The organism is Candidatus Tenderia electrophaga (genome assembly GCA_001447805.1).
Taxonomy (GTDB): domain Bacteria; phylum Pseudomonadota; class Gammaproteobacteria; order Tenderiales; family Tenderiaceae; genus Tenderia; species Tenderia electrophaga.
The window spans coordinates 419424-442437 of sequence record CP013099.1; the positions used below are offsets into that span (position 1 = coordinate 419424).

The following is a 23014-nucleotide window of genomic DNA, read 5'->3' on the forward strand; positions in this document are numbered from 1 at the left end:
TGTACCAAAGTTATTAACAAGGTGAATCGTCACAACACATTCAGGAGGTGACTATGGCCAAAAGCGAAAAGAAAGATGTGGCTAAATCAGGCGGTCAGGAATTGCAAAGCGGCGCCGGGCGCGGCCTGTCTCCGTTCGAGGATATGGAGCGCATGTTCGAGACCTTTTTCGGCCAATCCTGGCCGCGTCGTTTTATGCGGCCCTTTGAGATGGATTGGGGCAACCTGCCCGCACCCTTCGAGGGACGTACCCCCAAGGTGGATGTCATCAACCGCGATAAAGAGGTGGTCATCAAGGCCGAACTGCCGGGCGTGAAAAAAGAGGATCTGGACATCTCGGTCTCTGATGACAGCGTCACCATTCGCGCCAGCACCAAGCACGAGCGCAAGGAAGAGGAGGGCGAATACTACCGCCGTGAAACGAGCAGCGGTGAATTCGTTCGTACCCTCGCCCTACCGGCGGAGGTGGACGGCGCCAAGGCCAAGGCCGAGTTCAAGGACGGCGTGCTGGAGCTGACCGCGCCCAAGGTGGTGGCTTCCAAGCGCCATAAAGTCTCCGTTTCTTAAAATGAAGAGGCGCTAAGACCCGACCGGGGTAACCCGGTCGGGATTTTTTGACCTCTGTTTTGCATACGCCTCCAGTGTTTCCGCCAGGCCGACGGTGACAAAGGTCAGGCATTGGTAATCGATCTTTTCCGGCGTATCACGCGGCGAGTTATAAAACGGATAGCGGTAAAGCGAGGTGTCCGACACCATAAAAGCATGATAGCCGTTGAGCCAGAAAGGGCTGTTGTCGCTCCACTTGACCCAAGGCAAAAAGTTAGGTGCGATCATCGGCTCGCATAGCAGGCTGCAATGTTTCTTGAAGCACCGGGCAAAGCGGTGCATGGTGCGCATGGACGCCAGGTTCGAGGTCATGGCGACAAAGTTGGCCTGCTTGGGATAAAACGCGCCCATCAGTGCGGGATAGAGTTGGCTGCCAAGGGTGTTGTTATAATATCCCAGTGATTCAAGAATCACCGCGCTGCGAATGTTGTCACTCCGCTGGCGAGCCTGGTGGGCGTAGATCCAGCTGCCCGACTTTTCGGTGCCATGGAACGGTGGTTTCTCATTGGTCAGTGCCACAAAGCGCACGCTCCGGTCCGGATCGACGCGCGCAAAATAGCGCGATAACTCCAGCAGGGCGGCGATGCCGGAGGCGTTGTCGTTGGCGCCGGGACAGTCCTTGGCGCTGTCGTAGTGGGCGCACACCAAAATGATGTCATCGGGGGATTTGACGCCGCGCCGCGTCACCTGAAGATTTTCAACATCCTTGCCCCGTGCCTTAAACGCCTGGCGCTCGACCTCGTAGCCCATGGCCAGCCATTGGCGGCTGATATAATCGGCCGCCTGTTGTAAGGCGTGGTGCCTGCCGGTATGGCGCTCGCCGATCTCGCCGGCCAGGCTCTGCACGTGGTATTTGAGGATGTTGGTACAATCCGTCTGGTTGATGGCTGACATGTCGCCTCCCTGGCCGCGTCACCCGCACTATAGTAAGTTTTCCGAGACAGTATTGTGAAGTTCGACCCGAAAACCCTATCCAAATCAATCGACGACTGCCTGTTGGTCGATCGCCGGCGGTTGCGGCGTCGGCTGCAACGCCTGCAGCGGGACGATCAGGCCGGGCTTACGCGCTTGGCGGCGGACATCGAGGCCTCGGTGCACAAACGGCAATGCCGCCGCGACAAGCTGCCTGTACCGACCTATCCGGACGCGCTGCCGGTCAGTCAGCGGCGTGACGAGATCATCGCCGCGCTGCGCGACCATCAGGTGATTATCGTCGCCGGCGAAACCGGCTCGGGCAAGACCACCCAATTGCCCAAGATCTGCCTCGACGCCGGGCGCGGTATCGACGGCCTGATCGGCCACACCCAGCCGCGTCGCCTGGCCGCACGCAGCGTGGCGACACGCATCGCCACGGAATTGGAGAGCGAACTGGGCTACGCGGTGGGTTATAAAGTGCGTTTCTCCGACCGCACTCGCCCGGAGAGCTACATCAAACTCATGACCGACGGCATCCTGCTGGCCGAGAGTCAGGCCGACCGTTTTCTCAATCAATACGATACGCTCATCATCGACGAGGCGCACGAGCGCAGCCTCAACATCGACTTTCTGCTCGGTTATCTGAAACAGCTGCTGCCCAAGCGGCCGACGCTGAAAATCATCATCACCTCGGCCACCATCGATACCGAGCGCTTTGCCCAGCACTTTGACGATGCCCCCATCATCCAGGTCTCCGGCCGCACCTATCCGGTGGAGATGCGCTATCGCCCGCTGCAGGCCGAAGACGAAGATACACAGGATCGCGACCTGCAACAGGCCATTCGCGATGCGGTGGATGAACTGGCCGCTGAAGGGCGGGACGATGTGCTGATCTTTCTGCCGGGCGAGCGCGAGATTCGCGAAACCGCCGAGAGCCTGCGCAAACATCATCCGCCCCATACTGAAATTTTGCCGCTTTATGCGCGCTTGTCCGCCGCCGAACAGAATCGCGTGTTTCAACCCCACAAAGGCAGACGCATTGTGCTCGCCACCAATGTGGCCGAAACCTCGCTCACCGTGCCCGGTATTCGTTATGTCATCGACCCGGGCCTGGTGCGTATCAGTCGTTACAGTCATCGCACCAAGGTGCAGCGCCTGCCTATTGAAAAGATCTCCCAGGCCTCGGCCAATCAGCGTGCCGGGCGTTGCGGCCGCGTCGGCCCCGGCATCTGCATCCGGCTCTATGCGGAAGATGATTTCAACTTACGGCCTGAGTTTACTGAGCCGGAGATCAAACGCAGCAATCTGGCCGCCGTCATCCTGCAGATGAAAGCGCTCAAGCTGGGCGATATCGAACAATTCCCCTTTGTCGAGGCGCCCGAGCAACGCATGATCGGCGACGGCTACAAACTTCTGGAAGAGCTCGGAGCATTAACCCGCAACAAACAGCTGACCCCAACCGGTCGCCATCTGGCCAAGCTGCCGGTGGATCCGCGCCTGGCGCGCATGGTGCTGGCGGGGCGGGATGAAAACTGCCTCAGTGAAGTGTTGGTCATCGCCAGCGCCTTGAGCGTGCAGGAGCCGCGCGAACGGCCCCACGAAAAACAACAGGCCGCCGACGAAAAACACGCCCAGTTCAAAGACAAGGACTCCGACTTCATCGCCTATCTCAATCTGTGGCGCGCCTATCACGAACAGGCGCACCACCTCAGCAATAACAAATTGCGCAAATGGTGCAAGGAAAATTACATCTCCTACCTGCGCATGCGCGAATGGCATGACGTGTATGTCCAGCTGAAATGCCTGGCCACCGAACAGGGCGGCAAACTCAATCAACAGGCCGCCGATTACGCACAGATCCATCGCGCCTTGCTGGCCGGATTATTGGGTAATATCGCCAACAAAAACGACAAACAGGAGTATGTGGGCGCGCGCGGCATCAAGCTCAATATCTTTCCCGGCTCGGCGCTGTTCAAGAAACAGCCCAAGTGGATCGTGGCGGCGGAGCTGGTGGAGACGACGCGCATGTACGCCCGCAGCGTGGCCAAGATCGAAGCCGAGTGGCTGGAACAGGTGGCCGGGGAGTTGTGCAAGCGCAGTTGGTTTGATCCCCACTGGGAAAAAAAGGCCGCGGCGGTGATGGCCTACGAACGGCTGACGCTGTACGGCTTGATCGTTAACCCTAAACGCAAGGTTCACTACCATAAGATCAATCCGGCCGAGGCGCGCGAGTTGTTCATCCGCGGCGCGTTGGTGGAGGGTGACTTCAACACCTGCGCGCCGTTCTTTCAACACAACCGTGAATTGGTGGAAGAGGTCGAGGCGCTGGAGGCCAAGTCGCGCCGTCGCGATGTGTTGGTGGACGACCAGGCGCTGTTCGAGTTTTACGACAAACGCATTCCCGAAGATGTCTGCGACGGCCGCCGCTTTGAAAAGTGGCGCAAGCAGGCCGAGCGGAAAGAGCCGCAACGGCTGTTTCTGAATAAACAGGATTTGATGCTGCACGGCGCCGGTGATGTGACCGCGGCGCAATTTCCCGACACCCTGGAGGTGGCCGGCATGTCATTGCCATTGAGTTATCACTTCGAGCCCGGTCACGCACAAGACGGTGTCACCGTTAGCGTGCCGCTGCCGGCCTTGAATCTGTTAACACCGCAACGCTTCGAGTGGCTGGTGCCCGGTCTGCTGCATGACAAGCTGTGTCAGTTAATCAAGTCTTTGCCCAAGTCCCTGCGGCGCAACTTCGTGCCGGTACCCAACTTTGCCGACGCCTGCCTGCATGTGTTGGCGCCGTCGGACGACGCTTTGCTGGAGGCGTTACAGCAACAGTTGTTCAAAATGACCGGCGTCAAAGTCACCAGGGTCGATTGGGATCTGGACAAGTTGACCCCGCACATGCTGATGAACTTCAAGGTGGTGGACGATCAGGGTGAGGTGGTCGCCATGGGGCGCGATCTGGTGCAGCTGCAACAACAGCTCAAAGGCGAGGCGCAACAGAGTTTCGCCGCCGTGCCGGTGTGGGAGGGCGAGCGTGAAGGCATCACTACGTGGGGTTTCGGCGAGCTGCCGCAGCAGATCGAGTTCGAGCGTAACGGCGTGCAGCTGCGCGGTTATCCTGCACTTGTCGACAATAAGGAGAATGTCGCCATCAAGCTGCGCGACACCGAACAGCAGGCCGAACGCGAAACCGGTCAGGCGTTGCGCCGTCTGGTAATGTTCGCCTTGCCGGACAAGATCAAGTATCTGCGAAAGCACCTGCCCAATCTGAAGCAGATGTGTCTCTACTACGCGCCCACGGGCAAGTGTGAACAGCTGCAAAACGACCTGGTGGACGCCGTGATCGATCAGACCTTTTTTGGCGCGGATCTGCCCCGCGACGAACAGGCGTTTAAGCAAGCGCTGGAACACGGCCGGCAGGCGCTGATGAATGTCGCCAACGAGCTGTGTACCTTGGTGAACGACATCCTGGCCGAACACCACCGCTTGAACAAAACCCTCAAGGGCAATCTGTCACCGGCCTGGCTGCACGCCGTGCCGGATATACAAGAGCAGCTGGCCCATCTTATCTATCCCCGCTTTATTCAACACACTCCGGCCGAATGGCTGCGTGAATACCCGCGCTATCTCAAGGCGGTCAATCTGCGCCTGGAGAAACTGGGCAGCGGCGCTGCGGCGCGCGACCGGGCCGCCACCCAGGAGCTGAAGCCGCTGTGGCAGGCCTATCTTGAACGGCGCGAAATCCATCGGCAGCAGGGTATTGTCGATCCGACGTTGACGCAGTACCGCTGGATGATCGAAGAGCTGCGCGTCTCCCTGTTCGCCCAAACCCTGGGCACCAAAATGCCGGTGTCGGTGAAACGCCTCAAGCAACAGTTCGCACAAGTTATTTAGTCATTCCATTGCGATATCGGGAAAACGCGCGGCGGCGTATACTCTCAGGTACGGGGGCTTGGGGTGTTTGCCGGTGCCCGGCGATGCATGTCGAGGCAGACCGTGCCGCCGCGCGTGTGGCTGCGCGTTGCTCGGTTTTAACACGAGTTCACAATGCCGTGATTGGCCGAGTGCAGGGGCGGTAGGTATACTTCGCCGTGGTAACGGACGCGGTCTCGCTGGACCTGTAAACCTTAAAAAACCAATAAAGGGTGATCAGATGGACGAACTGGAAAACATGGAAAAGTATTACGATCAGGCCATCGAACTTGGCATGGTATACGGCCCGAAGCTGGTGCTGGCCATACTGACCCTGATTATCGGTCTGTTCGCAATCAAGATGTTCGTGAAGGGCTTCGACAAGGGCATGACGCGCGCCAAGGTCGAAGATACCTTGCGTCATTTTCTCGCCGGCTTGGTCGGTGTGTTGCTGAAGGTGCTGTTGGTGATCAGTGTGGCCTCCATGGTGGGGATCGCCACCACATCGTTTATCGCCGTGCTGGGCGCCGCCGGTCTGGCCATCGGCCTGGCGTTGCAAGGCAGTCTGGCCAACTTCGCCGGCGGGGTCATCATATTGCTGCTCAAGCCATTTAAAGTGGGCGACTGGATCGAGGCGCAGGGCTTTGTAGGGGGGGTGGCCGAAATCCAGATTTTCAATACCGTGCTCAAAACCGGTGACAACCAGCGCATCATTATCCCCAACGGCGCCTTGTCCAACGGTACGATCAAGAACATCACTGCTGAGCCCACCCGGCGGCTTGATTTGAAGTTTGGCATCGGCTATGACGACGATATACTCAAGGCCAAGGGTATGCTGCGCGATCTGCTTGAGGGCGACGAACGGGTGTTGAAGGAGGATAAGACGGTCGACATCTTTGTTGCCGAACAGGCGGATAGCGCCATTATTTTGTTGGCGCGCGCGTGGGTCAACGGGGGCGATTACTGGCCGCTGCATTTCGATATGCAGGAGAAGGTCAAGCTGGCCTTTGATCGCGAGGGTATTTCCATTCCCTATCCGCAACGCGATGTACATCTCTACAACGCGTCCGCGGTCCAGGCGGTCGCCAAATAAACAGACATAGACCACGCCGCAGAGCGTGGTCTATTACTCTATAGGACTGATTAAATTCTTTAGCGCTGCCCGTCAGTTCAAGCTGCCGGGCACCGACAGGGTGAAGGGTTCGACGGTGGCCTTGAAGTGGCTGCCGTCGTCGCAGGCCATGTCGTAATAGCCTTGCATGGCGCCGACGGGTGTTTTCAAAATAGTGCCACTGCTGTACTGAAAACTTTCGCCGGGTTTGAGATAGGGCTGTTTGCCGATCACCCCTTCGCCGTGAACCTCTTCGACCTTGCCGTTGGCATCGGTGATATGCCAGTGGCGATGAGTCAGCCGGGCCGGCGCCTTGCCGGTGTTGTTGATGGTAATGATGTAGGCGAAGACAAAACGATCGGTTTCCGGTTCCGACTGTTCTTCGATGTAAAAGGCCTCGGCGGCAACTTCGATTTGATTGTGATATTTTTGGCTCATGGGCGTTATTTTAGCGCAAATCCGGGCGGCCCGAATATCCCGTTGTTGCGCCAGGTTATTCCTTAAAAATATATGGGAATTGTGCCGCGCACGGCCGAGCCGAAAACCAGCTGGCTATGGAGACCTTGCATGAGTGTTGTCATTTACCACCATCCACGCTGCAGCAAATCACGTCAGACCCTGCAGTTGTTGCAGGACCAAGGCATTGAGCTGGAGGTGATCGAGTATCTCAAGACGCCGCCCTCGAAGACCCGCCTGAAGCAAATCCTGACTATGCTCGATCTGACACCACGCCAGCTGATGCGGCGCAAAGAGCCGGAATATACGGCGCTGGGCCTCGATGACGAGTCCCTGAGCCGGGATCAGCTGATCGCCGCCATGGTCGAGACCCCCAAACTGATTGAGCGCCCCATCGTCGTCAAGGGCGACAGGGCCGCCGTCGGTCGGCCGCCGGAGGCGGTACTGGCGATTCTGTAACAATGCAGGATGTGCTGACAAGCAAGCGCGTATTGCTGGTGGACGATATGTCCACCGTGCGTAAGTCCCTGCGCCGCATGTTGTCCGGTTTCGGCATGGAGGTGCTCGAGGCGACGGATGGCGAAGGTGCCTTGCTGCTGGTGGCCGATGAGCATGTGGACCTGTTTCTGCTCGATATCCACCTGGCCGGCATGGACGGTATGGAGCTGTGCCGCCGCCTGCGCCAGATGGAGCGCTTCGAGTACGCACCGGTGTTGTTCGTGACCTCGCTGCCCGAGGCGGAGATCGGCCGGCATGCCTTCGATGTGGGCGGCGATGATATTATCGCCAAGCCGGTGTCGCCAGCGGTGCTGCAGGCGCGCCTGCGTACCCATCTACAGCGCCGTGAAGATGCACGCCAACTGCACTTGTTGCGCAACAACCTGGATCGTTACGTGGATGCCCGCACCCGGCGCATGGCGGAGCAACAGGCGCGTAACGGTCAGGTGTTGAAACCGGAACGGCGCGAAGTTTGCGTGCTGTTCACCGACCTGCGCAGTTTTACTCAGCTGTCACAAGAGATGGAGCCGGAGAGCTTGTTCGCTATCCTGAGCGAGCATCTCAATGCCCAGGTGAAGTGTGTCTACCGCTGTGGCGGTTATATCGACAAGTTCAGCGGCGACGGCGTCATGGCCGTGTTCGACGGTCCCGGGATGGCACTCAACAGCTGTCTCTGCGCCCTCAAAATCATCGAGCAGGCCTGTCTCAAGGCCAGCGGCGACGCCGCCGCCCTGTACCAGGTTGGCATCGGTATCCATTGCGGCGAGGTCATGATCGGCAATATAGGCATGGAAAAGCAGCTCGATTACACCGTTATCGGCCCCACGGTCAATCTGGCGGCGCGCCTGTGCGGCCATGCCCGCGCCCTGTCAGTGGTGGTTTCCGAGGCGCTGCGCCGGCAGGTGCAGGACGAGCCGCAGCTGCGCTTTTCCGAGCCGCTGGAATTGCAGATCAAAGGCGTCAAGGCGCCGGTGCTGGCTTACCAGCTAACGGCGGGGGAGAAGCGCAGCAAGATCTGCCCGATCGACGCGCTTGATGCCCTGCGGCGCTGATTGGCATACAATCGCCGCATGTCTGAATCCCTTCAACCTTATGCCGGGCTCGAGCCCGATGTGGTGCTCGACGCCGTGGAAAGCCAGGGCTGGCTCTGCAACGGGCGTTTGCTGGCCTTGAACAGCTACGAAAACCGCGTATATCAGATCGGCCTCGAAGATGCGCCGAACCTGGTGGTCAAGTTCTACCGCCCGCAGCGCTGGGATGACGCCGCCATCTTCGAAGAGCACGCCTTCAGCCACGAGCTGGTGGACAACGAGGTGCCGGTGGCCGCGCCGTTGCGCAACGAGCACGGCGACACCCTGTTCCGCTATCAGGACTACCGTTTCGCCCTGTTCGAGAGTGTCGGCGGCCGCCATGCCGAACTGGATAACGACGACCACCTGCGTCGGCTGGGACGCTACCTGGCGCGTATCCACATGGTCGGCCGCGCCGCCCGCTTCCAGCATCGCCCGCGCATCGAGGTGGAGCGCATGGCGGTCAGCTCGTATCAATATGTGCTGGAACACGGCTTCGTGCCCGAGGCCCTGCAGGCCGCCTATCGCAGCGTCGCCGAAGATGTGGTCGTACGCCTGCGTTCGGTCTTCGAGTCCGCCTATGATCTGCGCTACCAGCGCCTGCACGGTGACTGCCACGTCGGCAACATCATGTGGACCGACAAGGGGCCGATCTTCGTCGATCTGGACGACTGCCTCAGTGGCCCGGTGATGCAGGACCTGTGGATGTTCCTGTGCGGCCACCACTCCGAGCAGCAGCGGCAGTTGAGTCTTTTGATGGAAGGGTATGAGCAGTTTGCCGAATTCGATCCATCTGAGTTAAGTCTGGTCGAACCCTTGCGCGCCATGCGCATAATGCATTACTCCGCCTGGCTGGCGCGCCGTTGGCGCGATCCCGCTTTCCCGGCGGCCTTTCCCTGGTTTGAGCAGCCGCGTTACTGGGAAGAACAGATACTCTCCCTGCGTGAGCAATTGGCGGCATTTGATGAGCCTGGTTTGGCGCTGATGTAACGTCGCCTGGGGGCGATGCCGTATGTCCTTACGGCAAGGCGCTGGGTGAAGTGGTGGTGCGAGCACGCGCCGTTTAATGGCGTAGGCTATGATATATGCGCCGGTCTGATTTTATCGTCGCTGTATCGATTGCTATCCTGGTTTTGCAGGCGTCGGGGCGATGGTAGGCCAGTCGTGGCCGCGTGCGTCTATGCTGCGGTTGGACAACGGGTGCTAACTGTGGTTGCCCATGCAGGTCTGATTGATTCGGGTGGCCGTCTTTGTTGGGGAGGATGAAACATGAAACGTTTGCGCAAAGGCGTGGTGCTGTTGTTATTGTCCATGCTCTTATCCGGCAATGTCCTGGCGGCGACTACAGGGCTTGAGCAGCAGGCCGGCTTCACCAAGCTTCTCGAAGATTTTAGAGAGTATAAAGTCATCTACGAGACGAGGTTGGGTCGAGGCGCCAATACTGCCGCCATGGGCCTCGATAATAAGGCCACTCCTGAACAGCTACAGCAGATGGAGGACGGGGCGATGGAGTTGGCGGCCAAGGGCAATTACAAGGCGGCCGGGGAGGTCCTGGTCAAGGCCAAGGAAATTATGATGACGGCCCTGGTCGGCATGCTTGAACAGCACGCCGCGCGACAGAGCGGCAGTTTCGCCACCGAGGCGGAGCAATACCAATATGAACTGGCGCGCTACCGCAACTTCGAGGAGTTGGTGCCCTTGGCCAAGGAGCGCATGCGCCCCACCAAAGAGTCCGTGCAATTAGTCAATGGCTTGGTGGAAAAGGGAAAAAAATTCAGAATGGACGCCGACCAAGGGGCCGACCAGGGCGACTATGCGAGGGCGGTGCTGGATATGCAGAGCGCCACCCGCCAGATTCGGCGCGCCTTGATTGTGTCCGGGATTCGCTAGCCCGGCATTTTCACCACAAACGGTGGTAAAAACACGGCCCGGCGTCCTGCCGTTGGGGCGTTTCAGCTCAGCCGGCGTTGTTCGGCGCGCAGGCTGCGGATCATCTTCATGATCGTATCGGTATCGAACGGCTTGTCGCAAATGCCGGAGACGCCGGCCTGCTGTACCGCCGCCAGGCGTCTGCCGTTTTCCTCACTGGTGACCATCAGGATGGGGATGCTGCGCTGCAGACTCTTCCCGCGGATATGGCGGGTCAGTTTCTCACCGTCCATCTCCGGCATGTTGTAATCCGTAAAGACCAGGTCGAAGAGGCTATGGTCCAGGATTTCCACCGCCTCCAAACCGTTCTCCGCCTCGGTGATCTGTTTGATGCCCAGGGCGCTCAGCACCCGGCGGATGTGTTTGCGCGCCAGGGGACTGTCGTCGACCACTAGTACTTTCAGCTCTTCCAATTCGTCTTTGCCGAGCGCGGGGCTGGGGCAGTCCATGAAACGGGTGGTGCCCACCAGCGCCTTGCGCAGATCGGCGCTGGAAAAGGGCTTGGGCAGGATGGCGACAATGCCCGCCTGCCGGATTGGGTCAAGTTTGGCGAAGGCGGTCTCGGTGGACACCAGCATGAAGGAGATATCCTCGAGTGCGGCATCGCCACGCATGGTTTCAATTAAGCCCGTGGCGGTCATGTCCGGTAAATACATGGAGCTGGCCACCAGGTCGGGCGGCGATTTGCGCATGCTGGCCAGGGCCTCGGCGCCGCTCTCGCAACAGTCGATATTGCGCACGTCGAGGCGTTTGAGCTGGTCCTCGATAAAGCGCGTGGATGTGATCGACGGCTCGACAATCAGGATGGAAAGGTGTTTGATGGCGTCAGAATCCATGTGTCTTTCTTGTATTGGGACACGGATTTTATCGGCCGAAACAAATGCTTATTTAGGGGAAATGCGCCGGTTTTTGTTGGTTTCGGCGGGTCTGTTGAAGCCCTTAGCGCAACCTGATAACGTGCAGGACCCCGTTCAATATTCAGGTGGATGTATGCCCCCGACTGATCAAGCCGTCCAGTCCGGCACTGCCAAGGTGGAGATCTATACCCGGCGCTATTGCGGCTATTGCGTCCACGCCAAGCAGCTGCTCGAAGATAAGGGCGTCGACTATGTGGAATACGCGGTCGACGCTGCGCCGGAGCTGAGGCAGGAAATGATGCGGCGCGCCCCCGGGGCCTATACCGTGCCGCAGATCTTCATCGACGGCCAGGCCATCGGCGGCTGCAACGAGCTCTACGCCCTGGAGCGTGACGGCGAGCTGGATGAGCTGCTTGCCCAATCCCAACACTGACAAACGACGCGAGGAAGCGGGCATGAAAATCGGCACCCCTTTGTCACCCGGCGCGACGCGCGTCATGCTGCTGGGCTGCGGTGAGCTGGGCAAGGAGGTGATCATCGCCCTGCAGCGGCTGGGCGTGGAGGTGATCGGCGTCGATCGCTATGCCAACGCCCCCGGGCAGCAGGTGGCCCATCGCAGCCATGTGATCGACATGACCGACGGCGCCGCCCTGCGTCGCCTGATCGAACAGGAGCGTCCCCACCTGGTGGTGCCGGAGATCGAGGCCATCGCCACCGCTACCCTGGCCGAGATGGAGGCTGAAGGTTTGGCCGAGGTGATCCCCACCGCCCGCGCCGCCCAGCTGACGATGAATCGCGAGGGCATTCGCCGCCTGGCGGCCGAGGAGCTGGAGCTGCCCACCTCCAAGTACGCCTTCGCCGCCAGTCTCAACCAGCTCAAAATGGCCGTCGACGGCGGCATCGGTTATCCCTGTTTGGTGAAGCCGGTGATGTCCTCTTCGGGCAAGGGGCAATCCTTGGTCGAGGGTCCGGAGGATGTGGCCGGGGCCTGGGATCGGGCCCTGTCCGCCGGACGCGTCCAGGGCGGTCGTGTGATTATTGAATCAGTCATCGATTTCGATTTTGAAATCACCCTGCTGACGGTGCGTGCGGTTAATGCCGACGGTGAAATCGAAACCTATTTCTGTGACCCCATCGGCCACGTACAAACCCAGGGCGACTATGTGGAAAGCTGGCAGCCGCAGCGCATGAGCCCGGCGGCCCTGGACCAGGCGCGCCGGATCGCGACCGCAGTCACCGCCAATCTGGGCGGTCGCGGCATCTTCGGCGTGGAGCTGTTCATCAAGGGGGATCAGGTCTGGTTCAGTGAAGTCAGCCCGCGGCCCCATGATACCGGCATGGTGACCATGGCCAGCCAGTATCAGAACGAGTTCGAACTGCATGCCCGCGCCATCCTCGGTCTGCCGGTGGACACCCGGCTGCGCAATCCGGCTGCCAGCGCCGTGATCTACGGCGGCCTGGATCAGCCGGGCATCGCCTTCACAGGACTGGAGCAGGCGCTGCAAGTGCCGCACAGCGAGATCCGTCTGTTTGGCAAACCCGAGGCCTTTGTCAAACGGCGTATGGGCGTGGCCCTGGCCGCCGGCGAAGGCGTCGGCGAAGCGCTCAGCCGGGCCAAGCAGGCGGCCGCCTTGGTCAAACCGGTGGCGGGTTAACCCCGTTCGATGTCTTCCCCGTGCGACAGGAACGTCGATCGTCACTATGGTGCATCATGGATGCGCTGATCCCCGTGTCCTCTTGAGCGCGACCGGCGCGGCGAAGACGCCTTGAGTGTGTTTGCCGCCGGGCTAAAAAATACCGTTTTTCGGCCGATATTTTCCTAAGCACGACAGCATTCGCTACAGGCCAGGAGCAGCTATGAGCAAGCAAGCCAGTGATCTCGTCAAAGGTATCGCCAAACTCGCCTCACTCCCCGAAGTGTGTGTCCGGGTCAATGAGCTGGTGGACGATCCGCGCAGTTCGGCGGCCGACATCGGCCGGGTGATCAGTCGCGATACCGCCCTGACCGCCCAATTGCTGCGTATGGCCAACAGCGCTTTTTATAATTTTCCCTCCAAGGTCAACAGCATTTCCCGCGCCATCACCGTGGTGGGGGAGCGCGAGCTGCGCTATTTGGTGCTGGCCCTGTCGGCGGTGCGTACCTTCTCCCAGATTCCGGTGGAAATAATCAACATGGCCAGTTTCTGGCGCCACAGTGTGTATTGCGGCGTGCTGGCGCGGCTGGTGGCCTCGCACTGTCACGTGCTGCACGCCGAGCGCCTGTTCGTGGCCGGTTTGCTGCACGATGTCGGTATGTTGGTGATGATGAACCGGGCGCCGGAGCAGGCCAAGCAGGCCCTGAGCCGGTCCGAGCAAGAGGGGAGGGAGTTGCCGCAGGTGGAGCGTGAACTGTTCGGTTTCGATCACGCTGACGTCGGCCAGGCCTTATTGCAGCAATGGAGTATTCCCGCCGCGCTGTGCGAGACGGTGGGTTGTCATCACGATGTCGGCAGAGCCGAAGAGGCGCGTCTGGATGCGGCCATTGTCCACATCGCCAATGTCATGGCGAATCGCGCCGAATTGCCTGCCGACCACAGCGGCCCCGTGCCGCAAGTCGACGCGTTGGCCTGGCAGATTACCGGCTTGAATGAAGAAAAGATTACCGCAATCGGCGACGAGGCGGGACCGCTGTTCGCCGAGTCTTGGTCCATGATCCAGCCGATCGTGCGCCACGCTTAATCAAATATAGTTTCCGTTGTAGGCACAGAAGCGGGGATGGGTCCAATACCCATTCCCATTTTTTACGCCTCGATATCCTGGAACAAGATAGACGACAAATAGCGTTCTCCCGAATCGGGCAGGATGGTGACAATGGTCTTGCCGGCGAATTCGGGATCGAGCGCCAGGCGCCTGGCCACGGCCACCGCCGCACCGCAGGAGATGCCGGCCAAAATACCCTCTTCGGCGGCCAGGCGCCGGGCGTATTCGATGGCCTCCTCGTTGCTGACTGTTTCCACGCGATCGACCAAGTCCAGATCCAGATTGGCGGGCACGAAACCGGCGCCGATGCCCTGGATCTTGTGCGGCGCGGGTTTGACCTCCTTGCCGGCCAGAGTCTGGGAAATTACCGGGCTGGCCTCGGGCTCCACCGCCACCGAAATGATCTGTTTGTTCTGGGTTTTCTTGAGATAGCGTGACACGCCGGTGATGGTGCCACCGGTGCCGACCCCGGCGACGATGACATCCACCTTGCCGTCGGTGTCGCGCCAGATTTCCGGGCCGGTAGTCTTTTCATGGATCGAGGGATTGGACGGGTTGCTGAACTGCTGCGGCATGAAGTATTTATCCGGATCCTGGGCCACTAGTTCTTCGGCCCGGGCAATGGCGCCGGGCATGCCCTTGGCGCCTTCGGTCAGTACCAGTGTGGCGCCCAGGGCCTTCATCACCTTGCGCCGTTCCACGCTCATGGTTTCGGGCATGGTCAGGGTGACGGGATAGCCGCGCGCGGCGGCGACGAAGGCCAGGGCAATGCCGGTATTGCCGCTGGTGGGTTCGATGATCTCCATGCCCGGGCGCAATACGCCGCGCTCTTCGGCGTCCCAGATCATGGAGGCGCCGATACGACACTTGACCGAATAGGCCGGATTACGGCCTTCGATCTTGCCCAGCACCGTGGCCTGGGTGTCGCCGATGATATTGTTGATTTGCACCAGCGGTGTGTTGCCGATGGACTGCGAATTGTCTTTGTAATAGCTCATCCCGATCTATCTCCCAGTTGCTTAAATGTGGCATAGTGTGCCGAATTCTTGGGTGCAGACAGCTTAGCCCAGGGCGCGGGTCGTGGCTAGTCGGGGAGAATAATCATGCAAAGATTGATGGCAGCAAGTGTATTGGCGCTGGCCGCAACGGCGGTGGCGGCGGATGACCTGGACAACATCGGCAATCTTAACCAAAGCCAGTTCGACGGCCTGTCCCAGGACCTGGCCGCCGCCTTCAGCTATAAGGCGGGCGCCTCGGCGGAAGCCCTTGGGGTCATCGGTTTCGACGTGGGCGTGGCGGTCACCTCCACCGACCTGGAACACCCTGACGCTTGGACCGCGGCCATGAGTTCGGGCGACACCATCGATACCTTGATCATACCTAAGCTGTATGTGCAAAAAGGCCTGCCCTTTGACATCGACGTGGGCGGCTATTATTTCACCGTGCCCGATTCCAACATCGACGCCTGGGGCGCCGAGATCAAGTATTCCATCATCAGTGGCAATGTGGCTTTGCCGGCGGTGGCGCTGCGCGGCAGTTTCACCACCCTGGATGCCGATGATCAGCTGGAGCTGGACAGCCAAAGCGTCGATGTGAGTATTTCCAAGGGAATACTGATGCTGACGCCCTACGCCGGCATCGGCCGGGTGTGGGCTGAGAGCACGCCCAAAGCGGGGTCGGGCCTGCAGACGGTGGACATTTCCGAGACCCGCACTTTCATCGGTGTGACCCTTCATCCGCCGTTGTTCAACCTGGCCTTGGAGCGCGACTCGGTGGGCGGGATCGTGTCTTACAACCTCAAATTTGGCTTGGCGTTTTAAGGCCCGCCGGCGACTAAAAATATTTTCCGAAATAGATGCGCCCGCCCTGGCGGGCACCGCCGCTGGCCTCGATGCCGACGACGCCGCGATCCGCCGTTTCCAGAATTAGACCGGCGCACTGGCCGCTGTCATCGCGGTTGTCCAAGTCTTGCTGTGAAGCCGCCGTACCCTTTAATTCCTGCTCAGCCTCCACGCTCAGAGCGAATACACAGCCGTAGAATTTGAAGCCACCGCCCAGGCGCAAGCTGGCCCACAAGCGTGCTTCGCCCTGGGTCCAATCCAGTTCCAGGGTGTCGCCGCCCACTTCCTCGCGGCTGTCGTAGTAGTTGTATTCCAGATCGAGCCCGGCCTGCAGTCGGTTACGTTCTGCGGTGCGGCTATTGAACCCCAGGCCGGCGTAATAGCCGGAAGGGTCGAAATTTAACGCCGTGCTGTCGTATTCATGCTCCGCTCCGAGACGTCCCAAACGCAGCGCCAGTCCAATCCATGGCGTAACGTGCTCGCGATAGCTGAAGCCGAAGCTGTTGGCTTCCAGGCGGGTGCCCCCTTCCAGCGGGATGCGCTGTTGTTCGAACTCCAGTTCAAAATAGAAAGGATACGCGCTGCTGGCTGTGACCGCCGTGGGTAGGATGCCGGCGGCGAGACCCAGGCATAAGGCGACGGTGGGTTTTTGTAGGTTATTCATGCGTTCCATTGCTCCTTAACTCGCCCAGCTAAACCAGAGTGGAATGGTGACCAGGCTGACGCTGGTGGTGACGGTCACCGCCAGGGCATAAAAGCTGGTATGCAGGCCGTAGCGGTCGCATAGCACCAGACCCAGCACCATGCTCGGCAGGGCGGCCTCGAGGATGGTGCCGGTCAGGGTCGTACCCTCCAGTCCGATATTCGTTGCGACAAAGAGGGCCACCAGGGGCATGATGCCCAACTGCAACAGCACCACGGGCAGCAGCAGGGGCAGGGTGTGGCGGCGCCAGGCCGACCATTGCAGACTCATGCCCAGGGAGATCAACATCAACGGAATCACGGCAATGCCCAGCATGCCCAGCCATTCGTCCAACCATTCGGGCATGGGCACGCCGGCGAGATTGAGTGCCACCGCGATCACGGCCGCCCATAGCGGTGGGACCCGCATCAAGGTGTCCAGGGGGCGTGATTGATGCGGGTGCTCACCGTGGGCCGAGGCCACTAGAATGCCCAAGGTCAGCAATATGGGGGTGCAGGCGAACAGGTCGTACTGAATGGCGATCGAGCGCGCCTGAGGTCCCAGCAGTTGTTCCAGCACCGGTAGCCCCATGTAGGTGGCGTTGGGAAAGGCCGCCGCCAGGATCAAGGCCCCGGCGGTGGGTTTGGAGCAGTGCTTAAAGCCATAGCGATACACCAGCCAGGCCAGCAGCATGCAGACCAGAATGCCGCTGACGGCAGTGGCCGAGATGCGCAGCGAATCCAGCCCCAGGGGCGAACTCCACAGCACGTCCAGGACCAAGGCCGGCAGCAGCAGGATGTACACCAGGCCGGTGAGCGAGGTGCGCGAGGTATCGGCGGGGATGCCCAGCGGGGTCCAGATGCGCCAGGCCACACCGCAGGCGATCAGGGCGGCCATTTGGGTGAAGATATCGAACATAGATTCTGATTGTTGTTGTAAAGAAACAGCCGCTTGAATTGCCGCCGATTGTAGCATTGCGCCGCCGGGGCGCGGCAATGGAGATATTCCGTACTTTGCCGATAAATCCTGAAGTATGTCTCATTAAATCAGGTGGACGCAGAAGGTGTGGTTAAGGACGCTGAGCGCCTTGGTGCTGGCAGGGAGCATGATTGGTCATGCGTATGCCGCCGACTCACTCGCCGCGTTGGTGGCGCAGGGTCAGTATCAGGTCGCCTATGAACAAGCCCTGGAGCGGCAGCTGGAGCTGGCGGGCGAACCTCAATTCGATTTTCTTTTTGGTCTGGCGGCGTTGGAAAGCGGGCATCCGCAGCAGGCCGTGTTCGCGCTGGAGCGGACGCTGGCGGCCGTGCCCCAGGATCACCGCGCCCGGCTGGAGTTGGCGCGCGCCTATTTCGCCCTGGGCAATTTCGAACAAGCCCGGTCGCTGTTTAATACCGTGCTGGCCAGCGACCCGCCCGCGCAGGTGAAAGAGAACATTCAACGCTTTCTCGAGCAACTGGCCGAGCGCCGCAAACTGCGCGATCACCAACTGAACGTTAGCACCGAGCTTAAGCTGGGTTACGACAGTAATATCAGCAGCGGCACCACGCAGCAGGCAGTGGCCACCGTGATCTTTCCAGCATTGCAGCTGAGCGAGACCAGCCGCGAGTTGGGCGATGAATTCGCCGAGGTGAATGCCGGCATCAGCTATCTCAAATTGCTGCGCAAGGACATGGGCTACTTCGTCTCCGCCTCACTCAACGAGCGCCAGAACAGTCATTACAATCTCTTCAACACGCGCCTGATGGGGCTCAGCGGCGGATTTGTCTATCAGGCCAAAGGCCATAGCCTGCGCCTGCCGCTGCAGTATCAATACCTGCAATATCACGACGCTAACGGCGATCATTCTCGCACCAGTGCCGGCCTGGGGGTGGAATGGAGTCTGGGCGACCGCAGCACCCGCTATGTACTGTTCAGCCAGTGGGCCCAGCAGCGTTATAGTGCCGGCCAGGAGTCCCGCGACGTGGATCTGGCCCTCGCCGGCGTCGCCGTTTCCACTGACATCGCCATGCTCAAGACCGGCCTGAGCGCTAGCGCCTATTACGCCGATGAATCCCCCCAGACCACGGGCAGCGAATACTTCGGCCGCGCCTATGGCGGCGTGCGTCTGGTGGCCACCTGGCGTCCCCATAGCGCCCACAACTTTGAGCTCGCCCTCAGCGCCCAGCAGGTGGAGCACGACGCCGTCCAACCCTTGTTCGGCAAGCTGCGCGAGGATGACTATCGCCAGGCCGCCTTGGCATGGCACTGGCGTTTTGATCCCCGCTGGCGTTTTAGCATGGGGCTGAGTCACACCCGCAACGACTCCAACCTACCCATCTATACCTACCAGCGCGCGCAGCAGTACCTCAGCTTGCGCTTTGATTACTGACAGGGACGCTGACCGCATGCAGCGAAATCTGAAACCGGGACTGGCGCTGATACTGGTGTTGGCCTCGTTTCAGCTATCGGCGGTGGAGCCGGCCGGTTTTGTGTTGATGGCCACGGGGACGGTCGAAGCCGTGCAGACCAATCAGCAGACGCGGCCGCTCAAACGGCGCTCGCCCTTCTTCCCCGGTGAATCCCTGAGAACCGGTCCCGAGGCCAAGGCCCAGGTACGCTTTCGCGATGGCTCGCTGATCACCCTGCGGGCGCAGACCGAAATTCGCCTCGACGAATTCCGTTTCGACGAACCGTTCAAAGGCGAGGACAAGAACATTTTCACCCTGGTCAGCGGCGGCTTTCGCACCATTACCGGCAAGATCGGCAAGCAGAAGCCGGACAACTATCAAATGAAGAGCTCGGTGGCCAGCATCGGTGTACGCGGCACCACCTATGAAGTGGTGCTGGCGCAAGGTCTAAACGTGGCCGCCTGGCAAGGCTCCATCGTGGTGGAAAACCAAGGCGGGCGCATGACCCTGGGAGCGGAGGGACGCTACAACTTTGCCGTGGTGAGTTCTCCCCGCAGTGCGCCGCGCGGCAGCATGAAACCGCCGCCCGCCATCGCCAACGAACAACGGCAAGCAATCCAAGAGAGCGAGGACGACGCCGCTCAGGAAGAAGGCGCCGCGCCGGAAGAACCCAGTGAGAGCGAGGACAGCGCCGCGGACGATCAGAGCGAGGACAGCGAAGGTACGCTGGCCGAGCAGATCAGCAATGACGCCGATGACCCCGCCGACGCGCCCCCTGTGGTGACGGTCAGTGATGTAGATCCGGCGCCCGAGGCGTTAGAAGCGGAGCCGCTTCCCAGCCCGATCCCCGATCCCATCCTCACGCCGGTGCCGGAGCCGACACCCACGCCTGACCCCGATGTCGATCAGCGCCTCCTCGACGTCACTCTCGACCGGGTCGGCATGGCCGTGGTGGAGGGCACGGGTTATTCCCAAATGCTGGCCGGCGGTCAGGCCGGGCAGGACGGCAACGCCGCCTATCACATCGCCGACAACGGCCTGGACCCTGCCGAGACCGGTTTCGCCACCACACCGTTTATACAAGTGCTGACCCAGGGCCAGGCGCCGCTGGGCAACAACATGAGTGTCAACATCGACGCCAATCACAGCGTCACTTACGGTGTGTGGGAGGCCAGCGCGGGGGCGCCGGCGCAGTTACGCACCGATGCCGCCGACGCCGCGGTATTCACCGCCATCGACCAGCCTATCTATTGGGTGGTAACCGATTTGAGCGCCGACACCGTGGTTGCCGGCCGTAGCGGCCAGATTGATTACCGTCACGTGAGCGGCTTTCTCGGCGGCGGCAGCGGCGGTGCGGTGAATGATGTCTATATGAATCTGAGCGTCAATTTCGACACCCTTGCGGCGAGCGGCGAAGTGAATATCTATACCGCCAGTGAGCTGTGGCAGCTCAGCCTGAGCGGCAGCCTGAGCCAGCCGACGCTGGATTTCACCACGCTCACGGGTGATGTCAACGGCAGCGCCGTGCAGGGCGAGTTCAACAGCCTGTTCAGTGGCGCCAACGCCCAGGCCCTGGCCAGCAGTTTTGATCTGGAGAAGGTGGGCGATCCCAACACCTACGTCTCGGGCGTGGCGGTGGTGGACGATAGCGCGGTGGGGGATCTGCGCCTCAGTCCGGCCGAACAGACCAGTCTGGACCGGGTTGGCATTGCGCTGCAGGTCAACGGTCAAGCCGGTGCCCATTGGTTCATCGGCCCGTCCACGGCAGGCGCCTTGAATGACGGCCCCTTGATGACGCACAACGGGGTGTCCCCCGGCGATCCCGCCTTTGCCAGTGCGCCACTCGCGCAGGTGCTGCGGGACGACATCGCTTACCTGAGTTCCTCCTATGAGGCCTCCACTGTGCCGGTGAGTTGGGGCACCTGGCAAACCGATGTGCAGGTCCAGCTCTCCGCCTTCGATCCCAATGACAGCGTGACCCTGACTGAGCCGGTGCGCTGGATGAGCGTGTTGCCCAGCACCAGCGGCGTACTGGCGGGCAAGAGCGGTGTGGCGCGTTTCGCCCCGATTTATGCCGAAGCGGTGGATCACAATGCCAATGCCTTTCTCAAATTCTTCCTCGGCCTGGAGGTGGACTTCGACCTGGCCCAGTTCCATGGCTCCGGCGTCTACGAGACCCCCGCCAACGATGCCTGGCACTTCTTTTTCGACGGCAACATTACTGGACCGGAGCTGGGGTATACGACGCTAAATGGGGTGCGTCGCGACAGCCTGGGCAACGAGCTGGCCATCGACGGCGCGTTGAGCATGCTATTCACCGGCAGCGCGGCCGAGGCCATCGCCGGGGCCTATGAGTTCGAACTCAGCAGCGACAGCACTCAATACATCACGGGCAATTTTCTACTGGGCCAGGATCTGCGTCTCAGCAGCACCGAGGTGGGCAGCCTGGACCGCTACGGTGTGGCCATGACGTCGAGCGGCGCCGTCGGGGCGGACTGGTTCGTCGGTCCGGCCTCGAACGGTAACCTGGGCGATCCCCTTATCGCCGAGAATTTCGCCCACGCCGGCGATCCCCACTTTCACGACTTGCCGTTGGCCGAGATCCTCAAACGCGGCGCCACCACCACCCAGATCGTGCAAAGCGATACCAATTTTCCGGTGAGCTGGGGCATTTGGAACAGCGGCGCCGAGTTGCACACCGATCCCGCCAACCCGGGCCTGGTCAGCACCCTGGCCGAGCCGGTGGTGTGGATGACGGTGCTGCCGAGCGCGGAGTCGGTGGTATTGGGGCGTACTGGGCGCGGCTTTTATTTCGCACGCCAGTGCTGCGCCGGCTTCGGCCAGACCGACACCGGCTACGGCATCGATACCCTGTCTTTCGATCTGGGGCTGGATTTTGATAGCGGGCAATTTAAGGCGCGCTTGTATGTCTACGAGCCCGACACGGATTTCTGGAATGTACTGTTGGGCGGCCACCTGCTCGGCACCGAGCTGCAGGTCGACAGTCTGGATGCGGTGAATTCGTATTACGCCAATTATTCAGACGCTCTGGGCAATACAGCCGTGGACGGCGAGTTCAGTCTGGTGTTCACCGGTGCCGGCGCCGAGGCCCTGGCGGTGGCCTATGAGCTCGAGTCCGCCGCCGACAGCAGCTACTACCTTCAGGGCGCCTTCGTTGCCGGGCAGGATGTGCGCCTCGCTCCCGGCGAGCTGAATGCGATGCAGCAGGTCGGCGTATTGGCGGGTTGGAGCAATGGTTTCGGCATGGCGACCACGGCGCCCATGTCGCCGGTGTTCGCCCACGACGGCATGGGCAGTTATCACCCCGGCGATGCCTGGTTCGAGCTGGCCTCGCTGCAAACCGTATATCGTCAGGGCGGCGCTGCGGAGGACATGTTGGGGGGGCACGCGGTGGCGGGCGACCCGGCTTTCCAGGTCAACTGGGGCCGCTGGAATGCGGCGGCAGGTACGCCGGCCACCTATCAGGGCGATCCGGCCGATGCCGCCAGCCAGGGCGATATCACCACGCCGCTGTACTGGCTGACCCTGGCGCCCACGCCGCTGGATACCCTGGCCGCCAAGACCGGCCAGCTCAGCTACAACGCCCCGGTGAGTGTGATCGGCGCTGGGGTGGACGGGGACGTCAATCCCGCCAGCGTCTCTTTTGCCGCCACGGTCGATTTCGACACCGGCGCCTTGAACAGCGGCAGCATGCATGTGGAGCATTTGGGCGGCCAGAGCTGGGATATGAATTTCAACGCCGCGCCCGGTTCCATGACCCCCTCGGGCGCCTTTCAATATGTCTCCGCAAGCGGTCTCTACGATGGTGCCACCAGCGCCAACGGCAGCATGGATCTTATTCTCACCGGCGCCGCCGCCGACGGCCTGGCGGGGCGCTTCAATTTTAACGCCAATCCGGGTGTCGCCAAGGATATGAACGGGGTCTTTCTGGTGTGCCAGAGCGGGGGCTGTTAATCGGCGCTAAGCCCTTGTTCTAACAGCGCCTGTGCGC

Annotated in this window: 19 protein-coding genes; 13 read left to right on the forward strand and 6 right to left on the reverse strand. The window is 60.7% G+C overall.

All coding sequences use genetic code 11. The features are described from left to right. The first annotated feature begins 53 nt into the window (after nucleotides 1–53). Entirely contained in the window at nucleotides 54–566 is a 513-nt protein-coding gene (locus tag Tel_01960) for a heat-shock protein Hsp20 (GenBank protein ID ALP52001.1), read from the forward strand. Between the two features lie 12 nt (nucleotides 567–578). Here Tel_01960 and Tel_01965 read toward each other — a convergent pair whose 3' ends face one another. Beyond that, entirely contained in the window at nucleotides 579–1499 is a 921-nt protein-coding gene (locus Tel_01965; GenBank protein ID ALP52002.1) for a hypothetical protein, read from the reverse strand. A 99-nt stretch (nucleotides 1500–1598) separates the two neighbouring features. On the opposite strand from Tel_01965, the gene Tel_01970 reads away from it, so the two are divergent. Both Tel_01970 and Tel_01975 read left to right on the forward strand, forming a co-directional pair. Continuing rightward, nucleotides 1599–5411, forward strand: a complete 3813-nt coding sequence (locus Tel_01970; protein ID ALP54699.1) for an ATP-dependent RNA helicase HrpA — start codon at nucleotides 1599–1601, stop codon at nucleotides 5409–5411. A 259-nt stretch (nucleotides 5412–5670) separates the two neighbouring features. After that, nucleotides 5671–6522, forward strand: coding sequence for a hypothetical protein (locus Tel_01975; GenBank protein ID ALP52003.1), 852 nt, complete (start codon nucleotides 5671–5673; stop codon nucleotides 6520–6522). A gap of 72 nt (nucleotides 6523–6594) precedes the next feature. On the opposite strand, the gene Tel_01980 is transcribed toward Tel_01975, so the two are convergent. Then, nucleotides 6595–6978, reverse strand: coding sequence for a Co2+/Mg2+ efflux protein ApaG (locus tag Tel_01980; GenBank protein ALP52004.1), 384 nt, complete (start codon nucleotides 6976–6978; stop codon nucleotides 6595–6597). 129 nt (nucleotides 6979–7107) lie between these two features. Here Tel_01980 and Tel_01985 point away from each other — a divergent pair, with 129 nt between their 5' ends. From Tel_01985 to Tel_02000, 4 genes are all read left to right on the forward strand, one after another. Then, nucleotides 7108–7455, forward strand: coding sequence for an arsenate reductase (locus tag Tel_01985; GenBank protein ALP52005.1), 348 nt, complete (start codon nucleotides 7108–7110; stop codon nucleotides 7453–7455). A gap of 2 nt (nucleotides 7456–7457) precedes the next feature. After that, nucleotides 7458–8546, forward strand: a complete 1089-nt coding sequence (locus Tel_01990) for a hypothetical protein (protein ALP52006.1) — start codon at nucleotides 7458–7460, stop codon at nucleotides 8544–8546. A gap of 18 nt (nucleotides 8547–8564) precedes the next feature. Beyond that, nucleotides 8565–9554 carry a serine/threonine protein kinase gene (locus tag Tel_01995; GenBank protein ID ALP52007.1) on the forward strand — a complete coding sequence of 330 codons (990 nt, stop codon included), beginning with the start codon at nucleotides 8565–8567 and terminating at the stop codon, nucleotides 9552–9554. Nucleotides 9555–9833: 279 nt separating this feature from the next. Continuing rightward, complete coding sequence (locus Tel_02000; GenBank protein ALP52008.1) at nucleotides 9834–10454, forward strand: hypothetical protein; 621 nt, start codon at nucleotides 9834–9836, stop codon at nucleotides 10452–10454. 62 nt (nucleotides 10455–10516) lie between these two features. Here Tel_02000 and Tel_02005 read toward each other — a convergent pair whose 3' ends face one another. Next, nucleotides 10517–11329: a hypothetical protein gene (locus Tel_02005; GenBank protein ID ALP52009.1), complete on the reverse strand. Its 813-nt coding sequence runs from the start codon at nucleotides 11327–11329 to the stop codon at nucleotides 10517–10519. A 154-nt stretch (nucleotides 11330–11483) separates the two neighbouring features. Here Tel_02005 and Tel_02010 point away from each other — a divergent pair, with 154 nt between their 5' ends. From Tel_02010 to Tel_02020, 3 genes are all read left to right on the forward strand, one after another. Beyond that, nucleotides 11484–11783 carry a glutaredoxin gene (locus Tel_02010; GenBank protein ID ALP52010.1) on the forward strand — a complete coding sequence of 100 codons (300 nt, stop codon included), beginning with the start codon at nucleotides 11484–11486 and terminating at the stop codon, nucleotides 11781–11783. A gap of 22 nt (nucleotides 11784–11805) precedes the next feature. Next, nucleotides 11806–13005: a phosphoribosylglycinamide formyltransferase gene (locus Tel_02015; protein ID ALP54700.1), complete on the forward strand. Its 1200-nt coding sequence runs from the start codon at nucleotides 11806–11808 to the stop codon at nucleotides 13003–13005. A gap of 202 nt (nucleotides 13006–13207) precedes the next feature. Next, the gene (locus tag Tel_02020; GenBank protein ID ALP52011.1) at nucleotides 13208–14068 is read left to right on the forward strand and encodes a hypothetical protein; all 861 of its coding nucleotides are present in this window, start codon (nucleotides 13208–13210) and stop codon (nucleotides 14066–14068) included. Between the two features lie 62 nt (nucleotides 14069–14130). On the opposite strand, the gene Tel_02025 is transcribed toward Tel_02020, so the two are convergent. Beyond that, nucleotides 14131–15087 (reverse strand): cysteine synthase, encoded by a 957-nt coding sequence (locus Tel_02025; GenBank protein ID ALP52012.1) that lies wholly within the window; start codon nucleotides 15085–15087, stop codon nucleotides 14131–14133. 132 nt (nucleotides 15088–15219) lie between these two features. On the opposite strand from Tel_02025, the gene Tel_02030 reads away from it, so the two are divergent. Continuing rightward, complete coding sequence (locus tag Tel_02030) at nucleotides 15220–15909, forward strand: hypothetical protein (protein ID ALP52013.1); 690 nt, start codon at nucleotides 15220–15222, stop codon at nucleotides 15907–15909. Nucleotides 15910–15922: 13 nt separating this feature from the next. On the opposite strand, the gene Tel_02035 is transcribed toward Tel_02030, so the two are convergent. Together Tel_02035 and Tel_02040 are read right to left on the reverse strand one after the other, a co-directional pair. Next, nucleotides 15923–16603: a hypothetical protein gene (locus Tel_02035; protein ID ALP52014.1), complete on the reverse strand. Its 681-nt coding sequence runs from the start codon at nucleotides 16601–16603 to the stop codon at nucleotides 15923–15925. 6 nt (nucleotides 16604–16609) lie between these two features. Continuing rightward, complete coding sequence (locus Tel_02040) at nucleotides 16610–17530, reverse strand: transporter (protein ID ALP52015.1); 921 nt, start codon at nucleotides 17528–17530, stop codon at nucleotides 16610–16612. 187 nt (nucleotides 17531–17717) lie between these two features. On the opposite strand from Tel_02040, the gene Tel_02045 reads away from it, so the two are divergent. Then, complete coding sequence (locus Tel_02045) at nucleotides 17718–18983, forward strand: hypothetical protein (protein ID ALP52016.1); 1266 nt, start codon at nucleotides 17718–17720, stop codon at nucleotides 18981–18983. A 16-nt stretch (nucleotides 18984–18999) separates the two neighbouring features. Further along, nucleotides 19000–22977: a hypothetical protein gene (locus tag Tel_02050; protein ALP52017.1), complete on the forward strand. Its 3978-nt coding sequence runs from the start codon at nucleotides 19000–19002 to the stop codon at nucleotides 22975–22977. Nucleotides 22978–23014 lie beyond the last annotated feature (37 nt).

Excerpts from the sequence above, each read along its gene's own strand:
- Tel_01960 (ALP52001.1), top strand. The coding sequence starts at position 54 with ATGGCCAAAAGCGAAAAGAAAGATGTGGCTAAATCAGGCGGTCAGGAA.
- Tel_01965 (ALP52002.1), bottom strand. The coding sequence starts at position 1,499 with ATGTCAGCCATCAACCAGACGGATTGTACCAACATCCTCAAATACCAC.
- Tel_01975 (ALP52003.1), top strand. The coding sequence starts at position 5,671 with ATGGACGAACTGGAAAACATGGAAAAGTATTACGATCAGGCCATCGAA.
- Tel_01980 (ALP52004.1), bottom strand. The coding sequence starts at position 6,978 with ATGAGCCAAAAATATCACAATCAAATCGAAGTTGCCGCCGAGGCCTTT.
- Tel_01985 (ALP52005.1), top strand. The coding sequence starts at position 7,108 with ATGAGTGTTGTCATTTACCACCATCCACGCTGCAGCAAATCACGTCAG.
- Tel_01990 (ALP52006.1), top strand. The coding sequence starts at position 7,458 with ATGCAGGATGTGCTGACAAGCAAGCGCGTATTGCTGGTGGACGATATG.
- Tel_01995 (ALP52007.1), top strand. The coding sequence starts at position 8,565 with ATGTCTGAATCCCTTCAACCTTATGCCGGGCTCGAGCCCGATGTGGTG.
- Tel_02000 (ALP52008.1), top strand. The coding sequence starts at position 9,834 with ATGAAACGTTTGCGCAAAGGCGTGGTGCTGTTGTTATTGTCCATGCTC.
- Tel_02005 (ALP52009.1), bottom strand. The coding sequence starts at position 11,329 with ATGGATTCTGACGCCATCAAACACCTTTCCATCCTGATTGTCGAGCCG.
- Tel_02010 (ALP52010.1), top strand. The coding sequence starts at position 11,484 with ATGCCCCCGACTGATCAAGCCGTCCAGTCCGGCACTGCCAAGGTGGAG.
- Tel_02015 (ALP54700.1), top strand. The coding sequence starts at position 11,806 with ATGAAAATCGGCACCCCTTTGTCACCCGGCGCGACGCGCGTCATGCTG.
- Tel_02020 (ALP52011.1), top strand. The coding sequence starts at position 13,208 with ATGAGCAAGCAAGCCAGTGATCTCGTCAAAGGTATCGCCAAACTCGCC.
- Tel_02025 (ALP52012.1), bottom strand. The coding sequence starts at position 15,087 with ATGAGCTATTACAAAGACAATTCGCAGTCCATCGGCAACACACCGCTG.
- Tel_02035 (ALP52014.1), bottom strand. The coding sequence starts at position 16,603 with ATGGAACGCATGAATAACCTACAAAAACCCACCGTCGCCTTATGCCTG.
- Tel_02040 (ALP52015.1), bottom strand. The coding sequence starts at position 17,530 with ATGTTCGATATCTTCACCCAAATGGCCGCCCTGATCGCCTGCGGTGTG.
- Tel_02045 (ALP52016.1), top strand. The coding sequence starts at position 17,718 with ATGATTGGTCATGCGTATGCCGCCGACTCACTCGCCGCGTTGGTGGCG.
- Tel_02050 (ALP52017.1), top strand. The coding sequence starts at position 19,000 with ATGCAGCGAAATCTGAAACCGGGACTGGCGCTGATACTGGTGTTGGCC.